We start from the raw sequence: 25,772 nt of genomic DNA on the forward strand, positions 1-25,772 counted from the left end.
GTATCGCCGGCTTGTTATCGCCAGAGCGCAGGCATTTACTTTTCGTCGACCTGCAGAATCGCCAGGAATGCCTCCTGGGGAATTTCCACGGTGCCCACCTGCTTCATGCGCTTCTTGCCGGCCTTCTGCTTTTCGAGCAGCTTCTTTTTCCGCGAGATATCACCGCCGTAGCACTTGGCCAGCACGTTCTTGCGCAGCGCCTTGACGTTTTCGCGCGCGATGATATTCGCGCCAATGGCGGCCTGGATGGCCACGTCGTACATCTGGCGCGGAATGATTTCGCGCATCTTGGCAGCCACCTCGCGCCCGCGGTATTGCGAATTCGAGCGGTGAACAATCACAGACAGCGCGTCCACCTTGTCGCCATTGATCAGAATATCCACCTTGACCACGTCCGACGGGCGATATTCCTTGAACTCGTAATCCATCGACGCGTAACCGCGCGACACCGACTTCAGGCGGTCGAAGAAATCCATGACGATTTCAGCCATCGGAATTTCATAGGTAAGCTGCACCTGCTTGCCGTGATAGCTCATGTTGATCTGCGAGCCGCGCTTCTGCGTGCACAGCGTGATCACCGAGCCCACATAATCCTGGGGCATATACAGGTTCACCGTGACAATCGGCTCCAGGATTGCCTCGATTTTGCTCGGATCGGGCATCTTGGCCGGATTCTCGACGGTGACCATCGTGCCGTCGCGCTGCTGCACCTGGTAGACCACGGTCGGCGCGGTCGTGATGAGGTCCATGTCGAATTCGCGCTCCAGGCGCTCCTGCACGATTTCCATGTGCAGCAGGCCCAGGAAGCCGCAGCGGAAGCCGAAGCCCAGTGCCTGCGACACTTCCGGCTCGAATTGCAGCGACGCGTCGTTCAGGCGCAGTTTTTCCAGCGATTCGCGCAGCGCCTCGTACTGGTTTGCTTCCACCGGATACAGGCCGGCGAACACCTGCGGCTTGACTTCCTTGAAGCCGGGCAGCGGCTCGGGGGCACGCTTGGCCAGGGTGGTGATCGTATCGCCCACCTTGGCAGCCTTCAGTTCCTTGATGCCGGCGATCACGAAGCCCACCTCGCCGGCTGTCAGCGCATCGCGCTGGACCGACTTCGGCGAGAACACGCCTACCTGTTCCACCAGATGCTGCGAGCCCGTGGCCATCAGCAGCACCTTGTCCTTGGGACGCAGCGTGCCGTTGACCACGCGCACCAGCATCACGACGCCGACGTAGTTATCGAACCACGAATCGATGATCAGCGCTTGCAGCGGCGCGTCGGCATCACCCTTGGGCGGCGGCACCTTGGCGATCAGAGCCTCGATCACGTCTTCCACGCCCTGCCCGGTCTTCGCCGAGCACGGCGTGGCGTCGCTGGCGTCGATGCCGATGACTTCCTCGATTTCCTGCTTGGCGTTGTCCGGATCGGCCTGCGGCAGGTCGATCTTGTTGAGCACCGGCACCACTTCCACACCGAGTTCGATGGCGGTGTAGCAGTTGGCCACGGTCTGCGCTTCCACGCCCTGCGACGCATCCACCACCAGCAGCGCGCCTTCGCAGGCCGACAGCGACCGGCTGACTTCGTAGCTGAAGTCCACGTGTCCCGGGGTGTCGATCAGGTTCAGGTTGTAGACCTTCCCATCGCGAGCCTTGTAGCTCAGCGCCGCGGTCTGGGCCTTGATGGTAATGCCGCGCTCTTTCTCGATGTCCATCGAATCAAGCACCTGCGCTTCCATTTCCCGATCCGACAGCCCGCCGCAGCGCTGAATGATCCGGTCGGCCAGGGTGGATTTGCCGTGGTCGATGTGGGCAATGATCGAGAAATTACGAATATGGTCCATCTAGTGATCTGGAAAACGCCAGCGCAGCCCGGCATGACAGAATGGCGCGGGCGCGGCAAAAAGTGGGGCGCACGGTTTTTGCGCCAATCCGCGATTTTACCGGATTTTCAAGGACTTCCGTCGCGCGAAATGCCTTTGCGCGCCGTGAATCGGCGCACTTCGGCATGGCGATTGCTGCACCTTGCCAAAAAACGATCGCGCCGGAGGGCATCCGGCGCGATCAGTCGACCTTCGTTGACCTTCGGGCGGCCCTGATGGCCACGCAATGGCTTAGCGGCTCTGGCTCGGACGCAGGGTCAGCACCTGGGTGGCATCGCCGCGCCGCACGAACACCGCGGCCATCCGGTTCTTGTCCAGGGACTTGACCAGATCGTTGAACTGACGTGCCCCCGTCACATCCGTGTCGCCCAGGCGGAGAATGATGTCGCCCGGACGGATGCCGGCACGCGCGGCCGGACCGTCCGCCGTATCGACTTCCACGCCAGACTTGACCTTGAGCTCGCGCAGGCGCGCTTCGGGGATGTCGTTGACGACCAGGCCCAGCGCATTGGGCTTGGCTGAAGGCTGATCCTCGCCGCCGCTATTGCCTTTCCGGTCGCCCTTGCGCGCCGCAACCTTGGCATTGTCGGGCTCCAGCTCCGCAACAGTGATCTGCACCTCGCGCGTCTGGCCCTTGCGCCACACCTGCAACGGCACCCGCGTGCCCGGCTTGGTATCGCCAACCATGCGCGGCAGATCCGAAGCCTTCTCGATATCGCGACCGTTGAACTTCAGGATGATGTCGCCGGCCTCGATGCCCGCCTTCTCGGCCGGACCGCCCGGCTCGACGCTGCCCACCAATGCGCCCCGGGCCCGACCCAGGCCCAGCGAATCGGCGGCTTCCTTCGACACATCGCTGATCGCCACGGCAATACGGCCACGCGTGACCTTGCCATTCGCCTTGAGCTGCTCCGTCACGCGCATCGCCTCGTCGATCGGAATCGCGAACGAAATGCCCATGTAGCCGCCGCTGCGACTGTAGATCTGCGAATTGATGCCGATGACCTCGCCGCGCAGGTTGATCAGCGGGCCGCCCGAATTGCCGGGGTTCACCGCCACATCGGTCTGAATGAACGGCAGATAGTCGCCCGTATCACGACCCTTGGCCGATACGATGCCAGCGGTCACGCTGTTGTCCAGGCCGAACGGCGAGCCGATGGCCAGTACCCATTCGCCGGGGCGGATCTTGTCGGAATCGCCCAGTGCCAGACGCGGCAGGCCCGTGGCCTCGATCTTGAGCAGCGCCACGTCGGTGCGCTTGTCGGACCCGATCAGCTTGGCCTTGAATTCGCGCTTGTCGGGCAGCGTGACATAGATCGTCTCGGCGTCAGCCACCACGTGAGCGTTGGTCATCACGTAGCCATCCTGGCTGATGATGAACCCCGACCCCACGCCACGGCTCTGCTCCTCGCCCTGGGGCGGGGTCTGCGGCTGGCCGCGGCGCGGTGGCGTCGGCTGGCCGGGCATCGGCACGCCAAAGAAACGACGGAAAAACTCCGCCATCTCATCGTCTTCGGGGGAATTGCCGCCCCGCGACCGGACCCGTTCGGTGGTGCGGATATTGACCACCGCCGGACTGGCCTTCTCGACGAGGTCAGTAAAATCGGGCAGGTTGTAATTCGAGGCCGCCGCCTGGGCGTGGCCCACTTCGGAAACGGCCGGACCAAGCACGAGCATGGCCACCATGACCATGGCCCGCGCGAGGGCGGGGGATCTGGAAATCATCGACGAACTCCCGGGAGAATCTGCGAGAAACGGATGCTTCGCGGCAAGGCCAAGGCCGGGGCGCCTGCGAAGCGCACTGCCTGGTGGTCCGGCGCGGGATCCGCTGCCCCGTCGCCGCCACGCCAAGATTCGCTCAGTGTACCGCCTTGGGCGGGCGGTACTCCACGCCGGCCGCGAACTGCTTCACGGTTGCGGCTGGCACCTCGCCGACCACCGTGATCCAGTAGTCGGACACCCGTCGCACCACCACCTGGGTGGCGCCCAGCGAAGCCACGCCTTCACGGCGGGCGCGTTGTTCGGACACCGGCTCGATAAATACCGACAGTCCGGTCAGACCGTCGCTGTAGACGACCTGCAGCACCTCGAAGACGCCGGCAGGCTTGGCACCCTGCGTCGGCGCACGCAGCTCGCCGAGCGGGCGGCGCACCTCGCGGATCTTCTGGAAGCCCTTGATCGGGGCGTTGATCGTCCACCCCTCGTCGGCGATATTGGCCGGCTGATAGCTAACTTCGTAGTGATTCCACGAATTCGCGCCCTTGATCGCGTTCAGGATGCGCTGCTTGTCGGACGGCACGCCAATGTCGACCTGCGAAAACGCCACTTGTTCGAGCACCTTGCCGCCCTCGCCGATCGTCTGCGCGCGCATTAGCAAGCCGGAATTCTTGTCCGCCCACAGACGCACTGCATAGCGCGCCGCATCGTGCGACTCCAGCGCGAAGACTTCGCACTCGACGCCCGCCACGCGCTCGGCCGGCAGCTTGCGCATGTCGTAGAGATCCAGCACGTCACTCTTGTTCGTGGCCAGCAGCGCGGGGAAGCGGTCCTTCGCTTCCTGCTTCTCGATCACGACGAGCTTCGCTTCGGGAATCAGGCTGTGGACCACGTCGTTCTGCCGCAGCACCTCGCGCGGCTTGCCATCGAGCGTTTCCAGCCGTTCATACTCGTTGTGGACGAGGTCACTGTAGTGCTGGATACGCGAGGCATGCATGACACTGCCGCGCTGATAGATCAGCGTGCCAACGTAGTTTTCACGCTGCGCGGCGCGATGGATCTTGTTGAGCCACGCGGTGGCATCGCGTCGACTCAGCGCGCTGTCAGACGGCTGCGCGGTGGCTGCGGCAGCGGTCAGACACAAGGCCAGAAAAAAGGACCTGCGCAGGCCCTTCTTTCCGTGTACGCCCGCGACATCGGCGGGCGACCGTCCTCTATGCATGTCCGGCATTATTCCTGCGAATTATCCTGGGAGAAGTTTGCACCATTGGCCACTGTACGCATGGTCGGCACAAAGGCGTCCGTTGCTACAGACGTGCGGTGCGCACGCAGGTACTCGTCGAGACGCGGGTCGCGGATCATCTGCGCGTTGTCGGCAGACACGGTCACGATCGCTCCCGCTGCGGGCGCGATCGAGGCAGCCGCCTTCATCGCGCCATTCGGCTGCTGTTCCACGCGCGCCACGATGGCATCCGGCGCGCCGGCGTCGCCCGGCCCGCGCATCTGCGGCACGACCACCCAGCTGACGGCCGCAACGGCGGCGGCAATCGCGGTCCCCGGCATGACGCGGCGCACCCATGACGGGCGCACCAGCAGGCGCTGCCGGCCCGCGGCGGCCACGGCCGGCACCAGCACGTGCGGCTCGGATTCGAGTTGCGCGGAGAAACGGGAAAGAAAATCGGAGGTCGACCCGGCGTGCGTCAGTTCTTCCGAACGCAGCGTGTCACCGATCAGTTGATACATCGACCATTCGGCCATCCCGGTATCGCCCTTGGCGATATCCAGTGCCGCGTCGATTTCGTGCGCCTGCAACTCGCCATCCATCAGGATCGAGATCTGCTCCGCTGCTTCCATTACATGAACCGACTGCTTATGAGCCTGACCCATTTCCAACCCCAAGAAATTCCATTGAACACCGATAATCCCGTCACTACCGCTTGTCGTTTATCGATGCAGGAATAGGCTGCAACGCTGGCTGCACGACATTCTCACTTACCACCGCTTGCCCTCTGCCGTTCCCAGCAGGGGCCGCAATTTCTCTGCGATCGCTTCGCGCGCCCGGAAAATCCGCGAGCGCACCGTACCGATCGGACACCCCATCGCCTCCGCGATCTCCTCGTAACTGAGGCCTTCGATCTCGCGCAGCGTGATGGCGGTGCGTAATTCTTCCGGCAATGCTTCCATCGCGCGGTTCACTGTATCGGCAACCTGGCGCGTGTGAAGCATGGACTCCGGCGTATTGATATCCCTTAGTTGCTCACCGTCCGCAAAAGTTTCAGCCTCTTCGGCATCGATATCGCTGGACGCTTCCGGACGGCGCCCCTGGGTCGCCAGGTAGTTCTTGGCGGTGTTCACCGCGATCCGATACAGCCAGGTGTAGAAGGCGGACTCCCCCCGGAACTGGGGCAAGGCGCGATATGCCTTGATAAAGGCATCCTGCGCCACATCCTCCACTTCTGCGGGGTCACGGACAAGGCGCGAGATCAGGCGAATGATCTTGCGGTGGTACTTGACCACCAGCAGTTCAAAGGCCTTCTTGTCGCCCTGCTGGACGCGTTCAACTAGAAGCTGATCGGCTTCGCGTTCGCTCACGAATGGTTCACCTGCTGCAGTGTATCTCTTGGTTTTGTCGTCACGACAAGCGTTGTATTTTACCTACGATCCGTGCGCCCTCGGGCGTCGCAAAGCGCATTCTGTGACCGTGGCTACGCAATTTGGTTCCTTGGCCGGCACACTAAGGTTGCACCGTGTGCAACCCGACGGCGCGGCGGCGGGACGATTCGGGGGAATGCTCGGAAGAAGCCGGGGCCCGCCCTGCTGCCGGCGGAGCCCCGGCGACGCGCCACGGACGGGCGCGTCATACGGCTCAGATACGGCGGAAAACCAGCGTGCCGTTGGTGCCGCCAAAACCGAAGTTGTTCTTCACGGCCACATCGATCTTCATTTCACGCGCCGTGTTGGGCACGTAGTCCAGGTCGCACTCGGGGTCCTGGTTGAAGATGTTGATGGTCGGCGGCGAGACCTGGTTGTGGATCGCCAGCACGGTGAAGACCGATTCCAGCCCGCCGGCACCGCCCAGCAAATGACCGGTCATCGACTTGGTCGAGTTGACGGCAACCTTGTAGGCGGCGTCGCCCAGGGCCAGCTTGATGGCGTCGGACTCGTTCTTGTCGCCAAGCGGCGTCGACGTGCCATGGGCATTGAGGTAATTGACCTCGTCCGGGTTCACACCGGCGTCCTTGAGCGCGGCAACCATGCAGCGGCGCGGGCCATCGGTGCTCGGCGCGGTCATGTGGTACGCGTCGCCGCTCATGCCGAAGCCCACCAGCTCGGCGTAGATACGCGCACCGCGCGCCTTGGCGGACTCGTACTCTTCCAGCACCATCACGCCGGCGCCTTCGCCCAGCACGAAGCCGTCTCGATCCTTGTCCCACGGACGCGAAGCGGCAGCCGGATCGTCATTGCGGGTCGACAGCGCCCGGGCCGCGGCAAAACCGCCAATGCCCAGCGGCGACACCGTCGATTCGGCACCGCCGGCCACCATCACATCGGCGTCGCCCGCCTGGATCAGGCGGGCCGCCAGGCCAATGCTGTGCAGGCCGGTGGTGCAGGCCGTCACGGCGGCCAGGTTCGGACCCTTCAGGCCGTGGATGATCGACAGGTGACCCGAGATCATGTTGATGATCGAGCCCGGCACGAAGAACGGCGAGATGCGGCGCGGACCACGGTTGGCCAGCGTCATCTGCGTGTCTTCGATCATCGGCAGGCCGCCGATGCCGGAACCGACCAGCACGCCCACGCGCTCGGCATTGGCGTCGGTAATTTCCAGGCCGCTGTCCTTCAGCGCCTGGGTACCCGCGGCGATGCCGAAATGGATAAACGTATCCATGTTGCGGGCTTCCTTGGCCGGGATGTATTCCTCGGCGTTGAAGCCCTTCACTTCGCCGGCGAAATGCACAGCCAGGGCGGAGTGATCGAATTTGGTAATGGTGGCGATGCCGGACTTGCCGGCAACCAGGTTGGCCCAGCCTTCGGCAACCGTGTTTCCGACCGGAGACACAAGGCCAAGCCCAGTGACGACGACGCGACGACGGCTCACTATATTTTCCTACGAGTGCGTGAAGTGGAACCGGATGACTTCAGGATCCCGCCGCGCCTGCCGACAAACCATGGCATGGGCGCGCTGCTGGGGATCGATCCGGTTCTGCTTCTTCGAACAGACGAAAGCCACAGAAAACGGCATGACAGGACCGTGACGGCCCCGTCCATGCGCCTTCTGTGGCTCGGAATATGATGACGACGGCTTAGGCCTTGACGTGCGCGGTGGCGTAGTCGATGGCTTGTTGCACGGTCGTGATCTTTTCGGCTTCCTCATCCGGAATTTCCATGCCGAATTCATCTTCCAACGCCATCACGAGTTCAACCGTGTCCAGCGAGTCCGCACCGAGATCATTCACGAACGACGATTCGTTCTTGATGTCTGCCTCGGCCACGCCAAGCTGTTCAGCCACGATTTTCTTGACGCGTTGTTCGATATTGTCCATGTAACCCTCCAGGGAATGTTCGACAAAAAGTGGGCGCATTTTAGCAGGTTTGGACCACAAAAAATCCGCCTGCCAACCTTTGCAAGATTCGCGCCCGATTGGTTTCAAAAACTACTGCATCAACCGGCTTTTTTCGGCTTCTCCCTCGAAACCGCAGCCGGTCGAAATCCTTAGTTCATGTACATGCCACCGTTCACGTGCAGCGTAGTGCCCGTGATGTAGGCAGCCTGCGGACCGGCCAGGAATGCCACCGCGTTGGCGATGTCTTCCGGCTGGCCCAGACGGCCCAGCGGAATGCGCGTCTTGAGAGCAGCATGCTGCTCTTCCGACAGCACCTTCGTCATGTCCGTATCGATAAAGCCCGGCGCCACGCAGTTCACGGTGACGTTGCGGCTGCCGATCTCGGCGGCCAGCGCGCGGGTCATGCCTTCCACGCCGGCCTTGGCCGCCGCGTAGTTCATCTGGCCGGGGTTGCCCGTCGAGCCCACCACCGACGTGATGTTGATGATACGGCCGCCACGGGCCTTCATCATCGGGCGCAGCACCGCACGCGCCAGGCGGAACACCGCCGTCAGGTTCGTGTCGATGACGGCCGTCCAGTCGTCATCCTTCATGCGCATGGCCAGTTGGTCCTGCGTGATGCCGGCGTTGTTCACCAGCACCGCCAGGCCACCGTGGGTCTTCACGATTTCATCGATCACGGCGTCGCAGCGCGCGGCGTCGTTCACGTTCAGCACCACGCCATTGCCCTTCAGCCCTTCGGCCGACAGGTATTCGCTGATGCCGGCCGCGCCCGATTCGCTCGTGGCCGTACCGATCACTGTAGCGCCCTGGCGTGCGAGTTCCAGCGCGATGGCCCGGCCGATGCCACGCGAGGCACCGGTTACCAGCGCGACCTGATTTTCCAGAGTCTTGCTCATGTTGCGTTCGTTCCTTCGTCTTATTTCAGCAGCGCCAGCATTTCCTGCAGTGATGCAGGATCAAAGATTGCACCACCCACGAGATTGCCGTCGATGCGCTTGGTCATGCCGGCGAGAACTTTGCCCGGACCGCATTCAATCACATGGGTGACGCCTTCGGCAGCCATCTTCTGCACGCACTCGACCCAGCGCACCGGCGCTGCGGCCTGGCGCACCAGCGCATCCTTGATCTGTGCCGGATCGTTGACGATGGCCACGTCGACGTTGTTCACCAGCGGAATCGCCGGCGCCGAGAACGCCAGCCCGGCCATGCGCTCGCGCAGGCGGTCCGACGCAGGCTTGAGCAGCGACGAGTGGAATGGCGCCGAAACCGGCAGCGGCAGCGCGCGCTTGGCGCCCTTGGCCTTGGCGATTTCGCAGGCCTTTTCCACCGCGCCCTTGTTGCCGGCGATCACAACCTGTGCCGGGGCGTTGAAGTTCACGGCCTCCACCACACCGGCACCGGCCGCTGCAGCCTCGGCGCAAGCGGCGCGCACGTCATCATCGGACAGGCCGAGGATGGCAGCCATGCCGCCCTCGCCCACCGGCACGGCGTCCTGCATGGCCTGGGCGCGGAAACGCACCAGGGGCACGGCGTCCGCGAACGGGATCACGCCTGCCGCCACCAGTGCCGAATATTCGCCAAGGCTGTGGCCTGCCACCAGCGCCGGGGCCGGACCGCCGGCATCGAGCCAGGCGCGGTACACGGCAACCGCCGCCGTCAGCATCACGGGCTGCGTGTTGGTCGTCAGGTTCAGGTCTTCCGCAGGGCCTTCGGCAATCAGCTTGCCAATGTCCTGACCCAGCGCCGTCGAGGCTTCCTCGAGCGTGGCACGCACTACGGGGTTGTCGGCAAACGCGTTCAGCATGCCAACCGACTGCGAACCCTGTCCGGGAAAAACGAATGCGAATTTCATCGGAAATCCAGTCTGGCTATACAACGTTTCAACGTTTCGAACGGTGCGGCACGCGCGCAGCGCGTCGCACCGGCCGCATATTACATGCGCAGCAGCACCGCACCCCAGGTGAAGCCGCCGCCCACGCCTTCCATCAGCACGGTCTGACCCGGCTTGATGCGGCCATCGCGCACGGCGACGTCCAGCGCCAGCGGAATCGATGCGGCCGACGTGTTGCCGTGCTCATGCACCGTGGCCACCATGCGCTCGGCCGGCAGGCCAAGCTTCTTGGCCGTGCCTTGCATGATGCGGATATTGGCCTGGTGCGGAATCAGCCAGTCGATCTCGTCGGCCTGCATTTCAGCTGCGGCGATGGCCTCGCGCGCCACCTTGTCCAGCACGGTCACGGCCAGCTTGAACACGGCCTGGCCGTCCATGTGCAGGAAGGCATTGCCGGTGATGGCACCGCCCGACACATTGCCCGGCACGCACAGGATGTCCACGTGATTGCCGTCCGAATGCATGGCCGACGACAGGATGCCCGGCTCGTCCGAAGCGCTCAGCACCACGGCGCCCGCGCCATCGCCGAACAGCACGCAGGTAGTGCGGTCGTTGAAGTCGAGGATGCGCGAGAACACTTCGGAACCGATTACCAGCACGTTCTTGTGCGAGCCGCTGCGGATGAACTTGTCAGCCGTCGACATCGCATAAACGAAGCCCGAGCACACGGCCTGCAGGTCGAACGCCGCGCAGTGATTGGTGATGCCGAGCTTCTGCTGCACCAGGCAGGCGGTGCTCGGGAACACGAAATCGGGGGTCGACGTGGCGACGATGATCAGGTCGATGTCCTGGCGGTCGATACCGGCGGCAGCAATCGCCTGCTCGGCAGCCTTGACGGCCAGATCGCTCGACGTGACGTCGGCTTCGGCCCAGTGGCGCGCCGAAATCCCGCTGCGCGAGACGATCCACTCGTCGCTGGTCTCGATGCCCTTTTCGGCAAGTTGCACGGCGAGGTCGTGATTCGTGACGCGCCGCGGGGGCAGATAGCTCCCCGTGCCGATGATTTTTGCGTACTTGGTCATGAGTATGTCGGATCGTGGTGCTCACCGGCCCGCCCAGGCCAGGCCATCGGGCGGAACGTCGGGCCACCCGCCCGTGACGGGCGCGCGGCCTCAGGCGGCACGGGTATCGGAATGTGGGTCCGGCGAGTCTGTCTCCGGGCCGCCGGTCGCGGCGCCAGCGGCACCGGACTTGTTGGCAAAGGCCTTTGCAATGCGCTCGATGACGCCATTTCTGGCCGCATCATACCCGCGTTTGATCGCCCACTCAAAAGAATGGGCATCGGCCGAACCATGGCTCTTGATTACCAGCCCGCGCAGCCCAAGCAACGAAGCGCCGTTGTAGCGGGCGGGGTCGAGCCGGCGCGCCAGGCGCGACAGCACCGGCATCGCCACGGCGGCCAGCAGCTTGGTGAACCACGAGCGCGTGAACTCTTCCTTGATCATGCTGCCGATCATCTTGGCCAGGCCTTCGGTGCTCTTGAGCGCCACGTTGCCGACGAAGCCGTCGCAGACGACGATGTCGGTCGTGCCCTTGAAGATGTCGTTGCCTTCCACGTTGCCGTAGAAGTTGAGCTCGGAAGCGCGCAACAGCTCGCCGGCGGCCTTGACCACCTCGTTGCCCTTGATCACTTCCTCGCCGATATTGAGCAGGCCCACCGTCGGGTGGTCCTTGTGATCCACCACCGCGACCATGGCCTCGGCCATGCGCGCGAACTGCAGCAGGTGTCCTGGCTCGCAGTCGGCGTTGGCACCAAGGTCGAGCACCGTGGTGCCCCAGCCCTGTTCGTTGGGAATCGTGGTGGCGATGGCCGGCCGCTCGATGCCTTCGAGCGTCTTCAGCACATAGCGTGAAACCGCCATCAACGCGCCGGTATTGCCCGCGGAAATGCAGGCGCCAGCCTTGCCTTCCTTGACTTGCGTCACGGCAACACGCATCGAAGAGTCTTTCTTCTTGCGCAGCGCCACTTCCACCGGGTCATCCATGGTGATGACTTCGGTCGCGGGCACGATGGTCACGCGCGGATGATCGCTTGCATGCAGCTTTTTCAGCTGCGCGCCGATGGCGTCGGGCAGGCCGACGAGGATCATCTCTGCGTCGTCGTGACGGGAAAGAAAACTGATCGCTGCCGGCACCGTCACGGAGACTCCGTGATCGCCGCCCATGCAGTCGATAGCGAGCTTGATCGTCATTGTTTCCTGATACGGAAAGCGCGCCGGCACCCGCCGCATCGGTTCGCGGGGACGCAACCAGCCGGACGCGCGGATACGCTGCGGTGCGGGCGCCGAGCGCCCAACAAAAAAGCGGCAACGAGCTTGCCGCTTTCCTGTATTACACCTGACAACGTGCGCGAGCGAGACACAGGGTCACGCCAGACGACCTGGTCAGTCGTTCTTGGTCTTGATGACCTTGCGACCACGGTAGTAGCCGTTCGGGCTGACGTGGTGGCGCAGGTGGGTTTCGCCCGTGGTCGGCTCAACGGCCAGGGGGGCGACCGACAGATGGTCGTGCGAACGATGCATGCCGCGCTTGGACGGCGACTTCTTGTTCTGTTGAACAGCCATGATGACTCCTTCGAGAATTTTGCGATATTAACACACGCATCCTGCGCAAGGCGTAGCCGGGGCCCGGCCGGATGCTTGACCTGCTACCGTGAAGACCTGTCAGGCCGCGCTCCGCGCGGCGTCAGTGCCTGGTCTTCAGGCCGGCCAGCGCCGCAAAGGGCGATGGCCGCTTTTCTTCCGCGGGTGGCGCCTCGGGCTCCACCTCGCCGTCTGCGCCGGTCACGAGCGACTCGTGTACCGTCGGACAGACTTCATGCTTGGGTGCCGAAGGCAATGCCAGCAGCACTTCATCTTCAATCAGTTCCAGCGCCGAAAACTTCTTCGAGCCGACGATCACGTCGATCTCGTCGTCGTCCATCGACGCTTCGTCGGCAGCCGCTTCACTGGCCACCACTTCGAAACGCATCTTCGTTGCGATCGGCTCGGGATAGACGCCCAGGCAACGCTGGCAGCTGAGCCAGACACGACCATTGACCGTCACGTCCACAAACAGGCGCTGCGATACCGCCGCACCGGGCTCCGCCGCCTCTTCGCGCACAAAGCCGCTCAAGGTGTACGAGAACGCTTCGTCCGCGGCGGACGCTGGCGCATCGGCAGCCGTCTCGGCTAAGATGCGCGGCAAATCGCGCACCGGCACCTCTCCCGCCACATTGCCGCCTTTGCGGCAGAAGACGAAGAGATCGGTTTCACGCAGATCGAAGGCCACGGCGGACGCCGCTGGCTGGGTCGGCTGACTCATACAGGCTGAATCGCAATAAATGCCTTGTTTGCCACACGTTGCAGGCAAAGCATGTGCCTGTGCAGCTAAACGCGCGATTATACGTGGTATTTCCCGGAACGGTCAAAGTATACAAGCCGAAAACCGTTCCTCACCGTTTTCTGGCGCCATTCCTATATGTCTTCCGACTCCCGTCCTGCGCTGATCCTCGGGTCGAGCTCTCCGTACCGCCGCGAACTGCTGGCGCGCCTGCGAATCCCGTTCGAGGTGGCAACGCCCGATATCGATGAAACGCCGCTGCCCGGCGAGCGCCCCGACGCCACGGCACTGCGCCTGGCCCGCCTGAAGGCCGAAGCCATCGCGGCACGCCACCCCGGTGCGCTGGTGATCGGCTCGGACCAGGTCTGCACGCTGGACGACCTGCAGATCGGCAAACCCGGCACGCACGACAAGGCGCTGGCCCAGCTGCAACTGATGCGTGGCAAAACCGTCACTTTTCACTCAGCCCTGTGCCTGCTCGACAGCCGTACCGGCGTGGCGCAGCTGGCCGACGTGCAGACGCTTGTGACGTTCCGCAACCTGAGCGATGCAGAACTGGATGCCTACCTGCGCATCGAAACGCCCTACGACTGCGCCGGCAGCGCCAAGGCGGAAGGCCTCGGCATCGCCCTGCTGTCACGCGTGGAATCGGACGACCCCACCGCGCTGATCGGCCTGCCGCTGGTGGCACTGACCGGCATGCTGCGCCAGGCTGGCTACCCGTTCTTTGGAGCTTGAGCCATGGCTGGCACGCTATTCCTGATTCCCAACACGCTCGGCAAGCGCGACGAATCCGATCCGGTGATGGATGTGATTCCCGCCGGCGTGCAGCAGATTGCAGCGCGGCTTGACTACCTGGTGGCCGAGAACGCCAAGACGGCGCGCGCATTTCTGAAGAAGCTGGCGGAGACCGCGCCGCTGACGCACGCCATCCAGCAGATCGAGATCCGAGAACTGAACGTCAATACCAAGGCCAATGCGCTGGATGCCTTGCTCGACCCCATCGCGGGCGGGCGCGACGGCGGCCTGCTGTCCGAAGCAGGCGTGCCCGCCGTGGCCGATCCGGGAGCCGATCTGGTGCGGCTGGCCCACACGCGCGGCATCACGGTGCGTCCGCTGGTCGGCCCCAGTTCGATCCTGCTGGCGGTGATGGGCTCGGGCCTGAATGGCCAGAGCTTTGCGTTCAACGGCTACCTGCCCGTGGACGCCGACGAGCGCGCGAAGAAGCTGCGCGACCTGGAACAGCGGTCGCGCAAGGCACAGCAAACCCAGGTGTGGATCGAGACGCCGTACCGCAACGGCGCGCTGCTTGACGCGCTGCGCCAACATTGCGCGGGCACCACGCTGCTGTCGATCGCCGTGGACCTGACGCTGCCGACGGAGACCATCGTCACGCTGCCGATTTCGGCCTGGCGGCCGGATCGCCTCGAACTCCACAAGCGTCCGGCGATTTTTTCGCTGCTGGCGCAGTAGTCGCACCTGCTGGCGGTCCACACTAGTTAACGCGTTAACCAGCAATCGCAGCCAGGCTCAGCAGGCACTGGCCCGTCCCCTCCCCAGCCGGGAGAGGACGGAAACACCAGAATTTCCTGATGCTCAGCGCACGGCCGGCGCCGATGCGTTCATCAACATCATCTTCATCGCCGCGGAACCCATGGCCGCGCCGAACCGCTTGGCCACGCGCTCGGCAATGTTCTCCTTGACGGTGTAGTCGACGATGTCCTCGGCCTTGAACAGGTCGCGCGCCACGTAGTCGGCGCTGCCCAGTCCATCGGCCAGGCCCAGTTCCACAGCGCGCTCGCCCGACCAGAACAGACCCGAGAACAGGTCCGGATCGCTCTTGAGCCGTTCGCCCCGGCCTTCCTTGACCACGTCGATGAACTGCTGATGGATCTGCTTGAGCATCGACTCGGCGAACGCCTTCTGGCGCGGCACCTCGGGCGAGAACGGATCGAGCATGCCCTTGTTGGCGCCCGACGTGTACAGCCGGCGCTGGACGCCCAGCTTGTCCATCAGGCCCGTGAAGCCGAAACCGTCCATCAGCACGCCGATCGAGCCGACGATGCTGGCCTTGTCGACGTAGATCTTGTCGGCCGCCGCCGCCACGTAGTAGCCACCCGACGCGCAGATTTCCTCCACCACCACGTAGAACGGCTTGTCCGGATAGATCTTGCGCAGCCGATGGATCTCGTCGTTGATGATGCCGGCCTGCACCGGCGAACCGCCGGGCGAGTTGATCTTCAGGATCACGCCCGCGGCGCTGGTGTCGGCAAATGCGGCCTGCAGCGATGCGTTGATCGATTCGGCGCTGGCCGGCGTACCGGCGGCGATCTCGCCCTCCAGCGTGACCATGGCCGTGTGCCGACCGCTGGTGCTGGTCAGGCTATCGCCCTTGAAATCGATCACGGCGAACAGGATCAGCGCCAGGATGCCCAGGCCTACCAGCCGGAAGAAGATCTTCCAGCGCCGCGCCGCGCGTTGCTCGCGGAGGCTGGCCATCAGTACCTTTTCCAGCACGTCGCGCTCCCAGCCGCCGCTGGCGCCGCCCACTGGGGCGGCCGCCTTGCCGGCCATGCGTGCACGGCGTTCGTCGGCCTCGCGTCGCGCGGCATCGTCGCCGGCCTTCAGGTCGCGTTCCAGCGGATAGTCCGCATGCTGCGCCGTTTCCAGCGTTTCACTGGCGGGCGGAGCCTCGTCAGGACGTTGCTCAGGTTGACCCGGTTGATCGGAGGATGGCGGTTTTTGCTGTTCTGTCATGCAGATGGACTCAGGCGTCAAACGAGGACCCGGCTCCGCTCAGCTGGCGTCGGGCGCAAAAAAAGGGGCTTCGGGCTGCCAGAAGACAGCGCCGTCACGTTCCTCGATGCGGAGCTTGGCCAGCGCGGCGCCCCGGCAAGGGCCGCCCACGCACAGGCCGGTGTCTGGCGCATAAGTCGCGCCATGTGTCGCACACATCAAGTATAGGCCTGCACTATCGAAAAACTGTCCTTCCTGCCAGTCGAGTTCCATGGGTACATGGGCGCACTGGTTCAGGTAGCCGTAGGCCACGCCGTCGTAGCGGATGGCGAACGCGCCGATGTCACGGGAAGCCATGCGGACGGTGAATCGCACCCCGGCCCCGCCATCGGTCAACTCGGCCGCCGAGCACAGACGGCGGGGCATCAGGCTGTCGTCAGGCATGGGCAAGCAGCCACTGCTGCAGATCGGCGATGGAAGTGGCGCAATGCACCGGCGACATTGCCCGGAGCGAATCCGCCGGATGTGCGCCATAGCACACACCCAAGCCCTGCGCTCCCGCGTTGATGGCCATCTGCAGATCGTGCGTGGTATCGCCGATCATGACCGTGCGCCCGATGTCCTGGCCCAGTTCTCGCGTAAGTTCATGCAGCATGGCCGGGTGTGGCTTCGAGAATGTCTCGTCCGCGCAACGGGTAGCATCGAACAGCTTGCCCAGGCCAGTGCTGGCCAGCGCGCGCTCCAGGCCTACCCGCGTCTTGCCGGTGGCCACGCCCAGGAAATAGTGCTCGCCGTGCAGCGCCTCCAGCATCTCGCGCACGCCAGGGAACAGCACCAGATCGGCGTCGCGGGTCAGGAAGTGATAGCGGTATCGCTCGGCCAGCCGTGGATAGTCGGCGGGATCGAGCGTTGGCACGGCGTAGGACAGCGCGTCCTTCAGGCCCAGCCCGATCACGTGGCTGGCGGCGCTGTCGTCGGGCACCGGCAAGCCCAGGTCGCGGCTGGCCAGTTGAATGCACTTGGCGATAGTGGGGGTGGAATCCATCAGGGTTCCATCCCAGTCGAAAACGATCAGGTCAAATCGCTGCCTGGCCATTGCGGTCCTTGGTCGATGCGGAAAGTGTTGCAGATATGGATTGCGGCGCGTGCGCCAGGCGTTACGACGGCGTGCCGATCGGGCTCAATTGTTGCAAAAAATCGACACATTCGGGCGGCAGCGGTGCCGACACGGTGACGGGCTCACCGGTATTCGGATGGATGAATGTCAGCCTGTGGGCGTGCAGGAACATCCGTTTGATACCCGGCTTCGCGCCACTACGGGAAAGTGCCTTGTTGAGCGCAAAATCGCCGTACTTTTCATCGCCGATAATCGGAAAGCCCGTGGACTGCAGGTGCACGCGGATCTGGTGCGTGCGGCCGGTTTTCAGTTCCGCCTCCAGCAGCGTGTAGCCATCGAACGCCTTCACACGATTGAAGACGGTATGGGACGCCAGTCCATCGGCCTGTACACGCACGCGGCGCTCCCCCTCCGGCGTGGTGTACTTATATAGAGGCAGCTTCACGTGCTGGCGCGCATTGGGAAATTCGCCGGCCACGCAGGCGAAGTAACGCTTGTCCATGTCGCTTCCGCGAATCTGCTCGTGCAGGTGCACCAGGGCCGAACGCTTCTTGGCCAGCACCAGAATGCCGGAGGTCTCGCGATCCAGCCGATGCACAAGCTCCAGGAATTTGGCCTCCGGCCGCGCCCGGCGCAATTGCTCGATCACACCGAACGCCACGCCCGACCCGCCGTGGACGGCGACGCCGGCCGGCTTGTCGATCACCAGCAGATGGGTGTCCTCGAACAAGACGGGAAACTCGCCGGCCGGCACGAAAGTGCCCTCGGCGGCTTTTTCTGCCATACGAATCGGCGGGATACGGACGACATCGCCCAGCTTCAGCCGGTAAGTGGCATCGATCCGGCCCTTGTTGACGCGTACCTCGCCCGAGCGCAAAACCCGGTAGATGTGGCTTTTGGGCACGCCCTTGGCAACCTTCAGCAGGAAGTTGTCGATGCGCTGCCCCTCGGCGCTCTCGTCGATCGTGACATACGCCACCTGGAGGCCGCTTGCGCGGGAGCGCGGCTCCGTTTCAATTTGATGGCGTAACTCATTCATTTTCAATATAATTTCCCGGCCGTACCCGGCCAAATGCCGGGAATGTGCGACCTGTGTAAGCGATGTTTGGCGCGAACCCCGACCGGAAGCCTGCCATTTTTGCGGCAAACCGGAACGGAATATGCAGGGCATCCAGGCAGTTGTCTTGGGTAGTCCCACCAGTATCCGCGCGAGATCTCGCATTTTACACTTCGGGTTGCCGCCAGCCCGGCCCGTCTCCCGCATGTTGCGTACCCCGCAAGGCGCCAGACAGGCAAATGGTGGCAATCAGCAGCACGCACGCGCCGCGCCGGCGCGCAGGAAGTCGCCCAGAGGCGGCTTCGGCAACCAGCCGGCCGACACGTGGAAACAGAGTGTTCAGGTAGAAAAGAATTCAATGCGGGTGCCAGCCAAGGGCATCCGCATCGGTGAGAGAAGACCGCCCGCACCGGGAACCGGTGCCGGCCCGGCAGGTGACAGCCTGCCAACCGACCTGCAGTACCCGCCGCGACTTGCCGGTGGTCGTCGTAGTTCGACGATCCGGCAGCGGCGCCCGAGCGCAGAACGCGAAGAACCAGCGGCGCGCCCGCCAGCGGACAGGTCGGTTTGGCAATGGCATGCAACTGCTGCGTCCGGATGACTTGCTCTTTGACGCGTCCTGGCCATCCCGGCCCGGCTGCGATGGGCAGCGTTGCCCGTGCCGATGGCACGGCCGACAGCCGCCCTCGCCCCCGGCCGCCGGCATCCGCCAGATATCGCTGCATCAGGAGCAGGCCCATTTGCCCTCTCCCGACCCAGCAGCGGATCGCCCGCAAGCTTTTTGCGGATGACGGGACGCCGACACCCTCTCCTTTCACCCGCGCCCAGCCGGCCGCATAGCAGAACGCGTCGGCAACTCCGGCAATTCTCCCGCCCTCGCTCTCTTTCCTCGCGTGCTCCCTGGACCGTCGCGGGCATGACCCACTCATGACCCAATGGGCTCCCGCGACACTGGAGTGAGGTATTGCGATGAAACGCATGCTGTTTAACGCGACGCAACAGGAGGAGTTGCGCGTCGCGATCGTCGATGGCCAGAAACTGATCGACATCGACATCGAAACCGCCGGGCGCGAACAGCGCAAAGGCAACATCTACAAGGGTGTCATCACCCGCATCGAACCGTCGCTGGAAGCCTGCTTCGTCAATTACGGCGAAGAGCGCCACGGCTTCCTGCCGTTCAAGGAAGTGGCCCGGGCCTTCTTCAAGGACGGCGTGGACGTGCGCAATGCGCGCATCCAGGACGCCCTGCATGAAGGCCAGGAACTGATCGTCCAGGTGGAAAAGGAAGAACGTGGCAACAAGGGCGCCGCCCTGACCACGTTCATCTCGCTGGCCGGCCGCTACCTGGTTCTGATGCCGAACAATCCGCGTGGCGGCGGCGTGTCGCGCCGCATCGAGGGCGAAGAACGTCAGGAACTGCGCGAGACGATGGCGCAGCTGCAGGTGCCGGAAGGCATGAGCATCATCGCCCGCACTGCCGGCATCGGCCGTGCCGCCGAGGAACTGCAGTGGGACCTGAACTACCTGCTGCAACTGTGGAAGGCCATCGACGGCGCCGCCGGCGACAACAAGGCCCCGCTGCTGATCTATCTGGAATCGAGCCTGGTGATCCGCGCCATCCGCGATTACTTCCAGCCCGATATCGGCGAGATCCTGATCGATACCGACGAGATCTACGAGCAGGCGCGCGCCTTCATGAGCGTGGTCATGCCCGACAACATGAGCCGCGTGAAGAAGTACCGCGACGACGTGCCGCTCTTCTCGCGTTTCCAGATCGAGCACCAGATCGAATCGGCGTACTCGCGCATGGTGATGCTGCCGTCCGGCGGTGCCATCGTGATCGACCATACCGAAGCCCTCGTGTCTGTTGACGTGAACTCGGCCCGCGCCACCAAGGGCGCGGACATCGAGGAAACCGCGCTGCGCACGAACCTGGAAGCCGCCGACGAAATCGCCCGCCAGCTGCGCCTGCGCGACCTGGGCGGCCTGATCGTCATCGACTTCATCGACATGGAGTCCGGCAAGGCCCAGAAGGACGTGGAAACGCGCCTCAAGGACGCGCTGCGTCACGACCGCGCCCGCGTGCAGATGGGCAAGATCAGCCGTTTCGGCCTGATGGAGCTGTCGCGCCAGCGCCTGCGTCCGTCGCTGTCGGAAGGCTCGCACATCACCTGCCCGCGCTGCAATGGAACAGGTCATATCCGCGATACCGAATCGTCCGCCCTGCAGGTGCTGCGCATCATCCAGGAAGAGGCGATGAAGGAAAACACGGCCGCCATCCACTGCCAGGTGCCGGTGGAAGTGGCCGCTTTCCTGCTGAACGAGAAGCGTCAGGACATCAACCTGATCGAACTGCGCTTCAAGGTCAATGTGCTGCTGATCCCGAACAAGCATCTGGAAACGCCGCACTACAAGCTGGAGCGCCTGCGTCACGACGATCCGCGCCTGGAAGACTCGACCGCCAGCTACCGCATGGCCGAGGCCGCCGCGAAGGAACTGGAAGCCGACACCAGCTACAGCAGCCGCAAGAAGGAAGACGCGCGTCCGCGCCAGGAAGCGGCCGTCAAGGGCATCACGCCCGACGCGCCCGCCCCGGTATCGGTGCCGCGTCCCGAGCGCGCACCGAAGCCCGAAGCCACCGCGGCTGCACGTCCCGTGCCGGCTACCCAACCGGTGGCCAGCGGCGGTTTCGTCGCCTGGCTGAAGGGTCTGTTCGGCGTGAAGCCCGCACCGGCACCCGTGGCCGAGCCGGTCAAGCCAGCCGCTGAAACCCCGGCGCGCGGCGAAGGCCGCCAGGGTCGTGGCGAACGCGGCCAGCGTGGTGAACGCGGCGAGCGCGGCGAAGGCCGTCAGGGCCGCGGCGAACAGCGCGGTGATCGTGGCGAACGTGGCGACCGTCAGGGTCGCGGCCAGCGCGGCGAGCGCGCGGAACGTGCCGAGCGTGGCGAACGCGCCGAGGCACAACGCGGCGAGGCACGTGAGCAACGCGAACCGCGTGAACCACGCGAACCGCGCGGCGAGCGCCCGCCGCGTGGCGACCGTCAACCGCGCGAAGCGCAGCAGGCTGCGCCGGCAATCGCCCAGGGCGAGCGCACCGAAGCGCGCCGCGAACGCAACCAGGAACGCCGCGAGCGTCAACGCGAACGCCAGCGCGAGCGCGCCGAGGCCCGCGAGACGGACGAAACCCTGAGCGTTGAAGGCACGGCACCGCAGTCGGCATTCGAGGCGGCCCAGGCTGCACCGGCTGTCATCGCGGCCGTCGATGTGCCGGAAGGCGCACTGAGCGCCGAAGCCGCCGCAACGGAAGCCGGTGAAGGCGAAGAGCGCCGCCGCCGCAACCGTCGTGGCCGCAACCGTTACCGCCGCGAGCGCGAGGACGGCAGCCTGGAAGTCAATGAAGGCAACCTGGCCGAAGTCAGCGCCGGCGTGACGGAATCGGAAGAAGAGTCGGCATCGGTAACGGCCCAGGTGGCCCCGCCGGCTGCCGAACCGGTTGCTCCGGCACCGGTGGTGCAGGCCCCCGTGGCCGCCGTGGCCGCCGCCCCGGTGGAAGCCGTGGCCTCTCCGGCCGCCCCGGTGGAGCATGTCGAACCTGCCAAGCCGGCCCCGGCAGCTGAACCGGTCTTCGCCGCCGTGGCCGAACCGCAACCGGCACCGGTGGTGACGCCCGCCCCGGCTTATCAGGCCGTCGAAACCGCGGCTATCGAAGCCCCGGCCGCGGAAGCCCCGGCACCGGTCGCCACCGCCCCGGTGGTGCATGAGCCGGTCGTCGTGACCCCGGAAGTGATTCCGGCACCGGTTCCCGCCGTGGAAGCGCCTGCCCCGGCCGCCGCTGCCCCTGTCGCGGCCGCGCCGGCTCCGGCAAGCACCAGCACGCCGGCACTGGAGTCGATGCTCTCGACCGCCGGTCTGGAGTGGGTACGCACCGACAGCGCCAAGCTGGCCGCCGCGCAGGAAGCCGCCGCACGCATCGTGCCGGCCCCGCGCGTGCCGCGCGAGCGCAAGCCGCTGCCGCCGCTGCCGGAAGGCCCGATGGTCCTCGTCGAAACGGGCGGCCAGCAGCGCGAGGCCCAGCAACAGCAGCAGCAATAAGGCGAAACCTCGCCCCTGCAAGCTGAGTGAGAGAAAGGGATGGCAACCGCCGTCCCTTTTTTCATTTGTGCGGCGGTGCCGCCGACGCGACATGGCGCAACGCTCCCGGCTGTACTGCAGTGCCCCGCCATCAACTGTGCTGTTGTCACGACAGTGTTGCGCGCGACGTGGAGGCGCCCTCGGCTAGAATGGCAGGCAGAACGGCTACCCCGGGCGCCCCACGCACGCGGTCAGCCGCGGCCCCACTCTGCCATGACCGATACTGTCATTCCGATTCTTGACCTGCGCGACCATCGGTACCGATCGATGGTGCCGAGCATTCCGTCGCGCCTGCTGGCGCCGTCCGGGCTCGTGGCCGATACCCGGGGCCGGCCGCTGCATGACCTGCGGATCTCCGTTACCGACCGCTGCAACTTCCGCTGCGTCTACTGCATGCCGAAGGAGGTGTTCGACAAGGACTACACCTTCCTGCCCCATTCCGAGCTGCTGAGCTTCGAGGAAATCGAGCGGGTCGCACGGCTGTTCGTGGCGCAGGGCGTCGAAAAGATCCGGCTGACCGGCGGCGAGCCGCTGCTGCGCAAGAACATCGAGCGCCTGGTGGAAATGCTGGCGCGCATCGAAACGGCATCGGGCAAGCCGCTGGACCTGACGCTGACCACCAATGCGTCGCTGCTGGCGCGCAAGGCGCAATCGCTGCGCGACGCCGGCCTGACCCGTGTCACGGTCAGCCTGGACGCCATCGATGATGTCACGTTCCGCAAGATGAACGACGTGGATTTCGCCGTGCGCGACGTGCTGCATGGCATCGAGGTCGCCCAGGCCGTGGGGCTGGCCCCGATCAAGGTCAACATGGTGGTCAAGCGCGGCACCAACGATCAGGAAATCGTGCCAATGGCACGTCACTTCCGCAACAGCGGCATCATCGTCCGCTTTATCGAATTCATGGATGTCGGCGCCAGCAACCACTGGCAGATGGACGAGGTGCTGTCTTCGGCCGATGTCGTGCGCCGTATCGACGAGGCGTTTCCGCTGGAAGCCGTACAGGCCAACTACTCGGGCGAGACCGCCGAGCGGTGGCGTTACCGCGACGGCGGCGGCGAAATCGGGGTGATTTCCAGCGTGACGCACGCGTTCTGCGGCGATTGCAGCCGCATCCGCCTGTCCACCGAAGGCCGGCTCTATCTATGCCTGTTTGCCACCGAAGGCTACGACTTGCGCGCGCTGCTCCGCGGCGGGCACAGCGACCTTGAAGTCGGCAACGCCATCGCGCAGGTGTGGCAGGCCCGCACCGACAACTATTCCGAGCAGCGAAGCGATCCCGCCGTACGCGCCGCACGCGCCGAAAGCAAGATCGAAATGTCGTATATCGGCGGCTGATGATTGCGCGCGATGACATCACGGGCCTGATCCTGGCCGGCGGCCGCGGCAGCCGGATGGGCGGCACCGACAAGGGCCTGCAGCCATTCCAGGGGACGCCGATGGTGCAGCACACGTTGCAGCGCCTGGCCCCGCAGACCGGATCGCTGCTGATCAATGCCAACCGCAACCCCGAACGCTACGCCACCTTTGGTGTGCCGGTGATCGCCGACACCATCGCCGATTTCGCCGGCCCCCTCGCCGGCATGCTGGCCGGGCTGGCGCAGTGCCGGACGCCATGGCTGGTCACTGCCCCCTGCGACACCCCTTTCCTGCCGGCCGACCTGGTGGTGCGACTGACCCAGGGTATCGAGGATGAACACGCCGACATCGCCGTGCCAGTGACCGTGGACGCAGATGGCCGACGCCGCTTGCAACCCGTGTTCTGCCTGATGCCGGTGACCGCCGCTGCCGGGCTGCAGGCGTACGTGGACGCCGGCCATCGCAGGATCGAAAGCTGGGTCACCGGCCAGCGGCTGGCGCAGGTCATGTTCGACGACGCGCAGGCCTTTGCAAACATCAACACGCTGGACGAACTCCGCGAGCACGAGGCCGCTGGCCGATCCGGCTAGACTCTCACCCAAATTCCCATATCGCCGACGCGTGCGCGTGTCACGACCCAGACCATGCCTTCGCTGCAATCCGTCATCTCCTGCCAGTCCGACTACGATCCCACCGCCCTGCCGGTGGACCAGGCCAACGCCATCATTGCCGATGTGGTGGATCCGGTCCGTGGCATCGAGCAGCTTGCGATTCGTAGCGCGCTGGACCGCGTGCTGGCCGTCGACGTGATGTCGCCCATCGACGTCCCCGCGCACGACAACTCGGCCATGGACGGCTACGCGTTCTCCAGCCGGGCGCTGACCCAGGGCGACGCAAGTATCGCGCTGGAGGTCATCGGCACCGCCTACGCCGGCAACGCCTTCGCCGGCGAGGCGCAGGCGGGCCAGGCGGTTCGCATCATGACCGGAGCCATCATGCCGGCAGGCTGCGACACCGTGATTCCGCAGGAATTCGTGGAGGTCCAGGCGGGTGGCAATCTGGTGCGCTTTGCGCCCGACGCCGTACGCGCAGGCGACAACCGACGGCTGCGCGGCGAAGACCTGGCGCGCGGCCAGGCCGCATTGCACGCGGGGCGGATCCTGACGCCGGCCGATCTGGGCATGCTGGCGTCGCTGGGCGTGGCCGAGGTAAAGGTACGCCGACGCCTGCGGGTGGCATTTTTCTCGACCGGCGACGAACTGCGATCGATCGGCGAGCCGCTCGATCCAGGCTGCGTCTACGACTCGAATCGCTACACGTTGCACGGCATGCTGCGCCGGCTCAATGTGGACCTGATCGACATGGGCGTGGTGCGCGACGACCCCGAACTCATGGAGGCGGCATTCCGCAGCGCCTGCGAGAATGCCGACGCCATCATCACCTCGGGCGGCGTATCGGTCGGCGATGCCGACTATACGAAGCAGATCATGGAAAAACTGGGCGATGTCACGTTCTGGAAGATCGCGATGCGACCGGGACGTCCGATGGCGTTCGGCCGGATTTCGTCGAACGGCCATGATGCCGTGCTGTTCGGCCTGCCGGGCAATCCCGTGGCCGTGATGGTCACCTTCTATCATTTCGTGCGCGGCGCCCTGCACCGGCTGATGGGTGCCAACGTGGCGCCGCTGCCGCGCCTCCGGGTACGAACCACGACGCCGATTCGCAAGAAGCCGGGCCGTACCGAATTCCAGCGCGGCATCCTGGCGCCGGGCGCCGACGGCAATCTGGAGGTGCGGCTGACGGGCCAGCAAGGCTCTGGCGTGCTGCGGTCGATGAGCGAAGCCAATTGCTTTGTCGTGCTCGATCACGACCAGGGTTCGGTGGCGGCCGGAGACACCGTGCAGGTCATGCTGTTCGATGGTCTGGTCTGACGGCGGACGCCGTGGCCGCGGCGCGCAGCAACGGATGTCGTCCCGCTAAGCGGAACACCGCCGCGCGGCATGAATCG

23 protein-coding genes are annotated in these 25,772 nt (G+C 64.8%); 6 read left to right on the forward strand and 17 right to left on the reverse strand.

Annotated features, from left to right (window positions below; translation table 11 throughout):
* Positions 1 to 35: 35 nt before the first annotated feature.
* From lepA to BLQ58_RS01710, 13 genes are all read right to left on the reverse strand, one after another.
* The gene (lepA, locus tag BLQ58_RS01650) at positions 36 to 1,829 is read right to left on the reverse strand and encodes a translation elongation factor 4 (RefSeq protein WP_092594261.1); all 1,794 of its coding nucleotides are present in this window, start codon (positions 1,827 to 1,829) and stop codon (positions 36 to 38) included.
* Positions 1,830 to 2,099: 270 nt separating this feature from the next.
* Entirely contained in the window at positions 2,100 to 3,593 is a 1,494-nt protein-coding gene (locus BLQ58_RS01655; protein WP_092594262.1) for a DegQ family serine endoprotease, read from the reverse strand.
* A 133-nt stretch (positions 3,594 to 3,726) separates the two neighbouring features.
* Positions 3,727 to 4,806: a MucB/RseB C-terminal domain-containing protein gene (locus tag BLQ58_RS01660; RefSeq protein WP_092594553.1), complete on the reverse strand. Its 1,080-nt coding sequence runs from the start codon at positions 4,804 to 4,806 to the stop codon at positions 3,727 to 3,729.
* An 8-nt stretch (positions 4,807 to 4,814) separates the two neighbouring features.
* The gene (locus BLQ58_RS01665; protein WP_092594263.1) at positions 4,815 to 5,471 is read right to left on the reverse strand and encodes a sigma-E factor negative regulatory protein; all 657 of its coding nucleotides are present in this window, start codon (positions 5,469 to 5,471) and stop codon (positions 4,815 to 4,817) included.
* Between the two features lie 105 nt (positions 5,472 to 5,576).
* Positions 5,577 to 6,176, reverse strand: a complete 600-nt coding sequence (rpoE, locus tag BLQ58_RS01670; protein WP_092594264.1) for an RNA polymerase sigma factor RpoE — start codon at positions 6,174 to 6,176, stop codon at positions 5,577 to 5,579.
* A gap of 274 nt (positions 6,177 to 6,450) precedes the next feature.
* The gene (gene fabF, locus BLQ58_RS01675; protein WP_092594265.1) at positions 6,451 to 7,683 is read right to left on the reverse strand and encodes a beta-ketoacyl-ACP synthase II; all 1,233 of its coding nucleotides are present in this window, start codon (positions 7,681 to 7,683) and stop codon (positions 6,451 to 6,453) included.
* A 205-nt stretch (positions 7,684 to 7,888) separates the two neighbouring features.
* Entirely contained in the window at positions 7,889 to 8,128 is a 240-nt protein-coding gene (gene acpP / locus BLQ58_RS01680; RefSeq protein ID WP_008644813.1) for an acyl carrier protein, read from the reverse strand.
* A gap of 170 nt (positions 8,129 to 8,298) precedes the next feature.
* Positions 8,299 to 9,048, reverse strand: coding sequence for a 3-oxoacyl-ACP reductase FabG (gene fabG / locus BLQ58_RS01685; RefSeq protein WP_066730987.1), 750 nt, complete (start codon positions 9,046 to 9,048; stop codon positions 8,299 to 8,301).
* Between the two features lie 20 nt (positions 9,049 to 9,068).
* Entirely contained in the window at positions 9,069 to 10,004 is a 936-nt protein-coding gene (gene fabD, locus BLQ58_RS01690) for an ACP S-malonyltransferase (RefSeq protein ID WP_092594266.1), read from the reverse strand.
* 80 nt (positions 10,005 to 10,084) lie between these two features.
* A complete protein-coding gene (locus BLQ58_RS01695) occupies positions 10,085 to 11,065 on the reverse strand; it encodes a beta-ketoacyl-ACP synthase III (RefSeq protein ID WP_092594267.1) in 981 nt (326 codons plus the stop codon).
* A gap of 90 nt (positions 11,066 to 11,155) precedes the next feature.
* The gene (gene plsX, locus BLQ58_RS01700) at positions 11,156 to 12,235 is read right to left on the reverse strand and encodes a phosphate acyltransferase PlsX (RefSeq protein ID WP_092594268.1); all 1,080 of its coding nucleotides are present in this window, start codon (positions 12,233 to 12,235) and stop codon (positions 11,156 to 11,158) included.
* Positions 12,236 to 12,427: 192 nt separating this feature from the next.
* Positions 12,428 to 12,607, reverse strand: coding sequence for a 50S ribosomal protein L32 (gene rpmF / locus BLQ58_RS01705; protein WP_008644820.1), 180 nt, complete (start codon positions 12,605 to 12,607; stop codon positions 12,428 to 12,430).
* A gap of 121 nt (positions 12,608 to 12,728) precedes the next feature.
* Positions 12,729 to 13,346 (reverse strand): DUF177 domain-containing protein, encoded by a 618-nt coding sequence (locus BLQ58_RS01710; protein ID WP_092594269.1) that lies wholly within the window; start codon positions 13,344 to 13,346, stop codon positions 12,729 to 12,731.
* Positions 13,347 to 13,502: 156 nt separating this feature from the next.
* On the opposite strand from BLQ58_RS01710, the gene BLQ58_RS01715 reads away from it, so the two are divergent.
* Positions 13,503 to 14,102: a Maf-like protein gene (locus BLQ58_RS01715; RefSeq protein ID WP_092594270.1), complete on the forward strand. Its 600-nt coding sequence runs from the start codon at positions 13,503 to 13,505 to the stop codon at positions 14,100 to 14,102.
* A gap of 3 nt (positions 14,103 to 14,105) precedes the next feature.
* The gene (locus BLQ58_RS01720; protein ID WP_092594271.1) at positions 14,106 to 14,837 is read left to right on the forward strand and encodes an SAM-dependent methyltransferase; all 732 of its coding nucleotides are present in this window, start codon (positions 14,106 to 14,108) and stop codon (positions 14,835 to 14,837) included.
* 123 nt (positions 14,838 to 14,960) lie between these two features.
* Here the strand turns inward: BLQ58_RS01720 and BLQ58_RS01725 are convergent, their stop codons facing one another.
* The 4 genes from BLQ58_RS01725 to BLQ58_RS01740 all read right to left on the reverse strand — a co-directional run bounded on the left by BLQ58_RS01725 (position 14,961) and on the right by BLQ58_RS01740 (position 18,256).
* Positions 14,961 to 16,121 (reverse strand): S49 family peptidase, encoded by a 1,161-nt coding sequence (locus BLQ58_RS01725; RefSeq protein WP_092594272.1) that lies wholly within the window; start codon positions 16,119 to 16,121, stop codon positions 14,961 to 14,963.
* Positions 16,122 to 16,160: 39 nt separating this feature from the next.
* Complete coding sequence (locus BLQ58_RS01730) at positions 16,161 to 16,544, reverse strand: Rieske (2Fe-2S) protein (protein ID WP_092594273.1); 384 nt, start codon at positions 16,542 to 16,544, stop codon at positions 16,161 to 16,163.
* The gene (locus tag BLQ58_RS01735; RefSeq protein WP_092594274.1) at positions 16,537 to 17,196 is read right to left on the reverse strand and encodes an HAD-IA family hydrolase; all 660 of its coding nucleotides are present in this window, start codon (positions 17,194 to 17,196) and stop codon (positions 16,537 to 16,539) included. Before BLQ58_RS01735 ends, BLQ58_RS01730 begins: the two co-directional genes overlap by 8 nt.
* Before the next feature lie 61 nt (positions 17,197 to 17,257).
* Complete coding sequence (locus tag BLQ58_RS01740; RefSeq protein WP_092594275.1) at positions 17,258 to 18,256, reverse strand: RluA family pseudouridine synthase; 999 nt, start codon at positions 18,254 to 18,256, stop codon at positions 17,258 to 17,260.
* Between the two features lie 987 nt (positions 18,257 to 19,243).
* Here BLQ58_RS01740 and BLQ58_RS01745 point away from each other — a divergent pair.
* From BLQ58_RS01745 to glp, 4 genes are all read left to right on the forward strand, one after another.
* On the forward strand, positions 19,244 to 22,366 hold the full coding sequence (locus BLQ58_RS01745) for an Rne/Rng family ribonuclease (protein WP_092594276.1): 3,123 nt from the start codon (positions 19,244 to 19,246) through the stop codon (positions 22,364 to 22,366).
* A gap of 252 nt (positions 22,367 to 22,618) precedes the next feature.
* Positions 22,619 to 23,743 carry a GTP 3',8-cyclase MoaA gene (gene moaA, locus BLQ58_RS01750; RefSeq protein WP_092594277.1) on the forward strand — a complete coding sequence of 375 codons (1,125 nt, stop codon included), beginning with the start codon at positions 22,619 to 22,621 and terminating at the stop codon, positions 23,741 to 23,743.
* Positions 23,743 to 24,354 carry a molybdenum cofactor guanylyltransferase MobA gene (mobA, locus tag BLQ58_RS01755; RefSeq protein ID WP_092594278.1) on the forward strand — a complete coding sequence of 204 codons (612 nt, stop codon included), beginning with the start codon at positions 23,743 to 23,745 and terminating at the stop codon, positions 24,352 to 24,354. Before moaA ends, mobA begins: the two co-directional genes overlap by 1 nt.
* 54 nt (positions 24,355 to 24,408) lie before the next feature.
* Entirely contained in the window at positions 24,409 to 25,695 is a 1,287-nt protein-coding gene (glp, locus tag BLQ58_RS01760) for a molybdopterin molybdotransferase MoeA (protein WP_092594279.1), read from the forward strand.
* Positions 25,696 to 25,772 lie beyond the last annotated feature (77 nt).

Origin of the sequence: Ralstonia sp. 25mfcol4.1, assembly GCF_900104095.1 — a bacterium.
Classification (GTDB): Bacteria; Pseudomonadota; Gammaproteobacteria; order Burkholderiales; family Burkholderiaceae; genus Cupriavidus.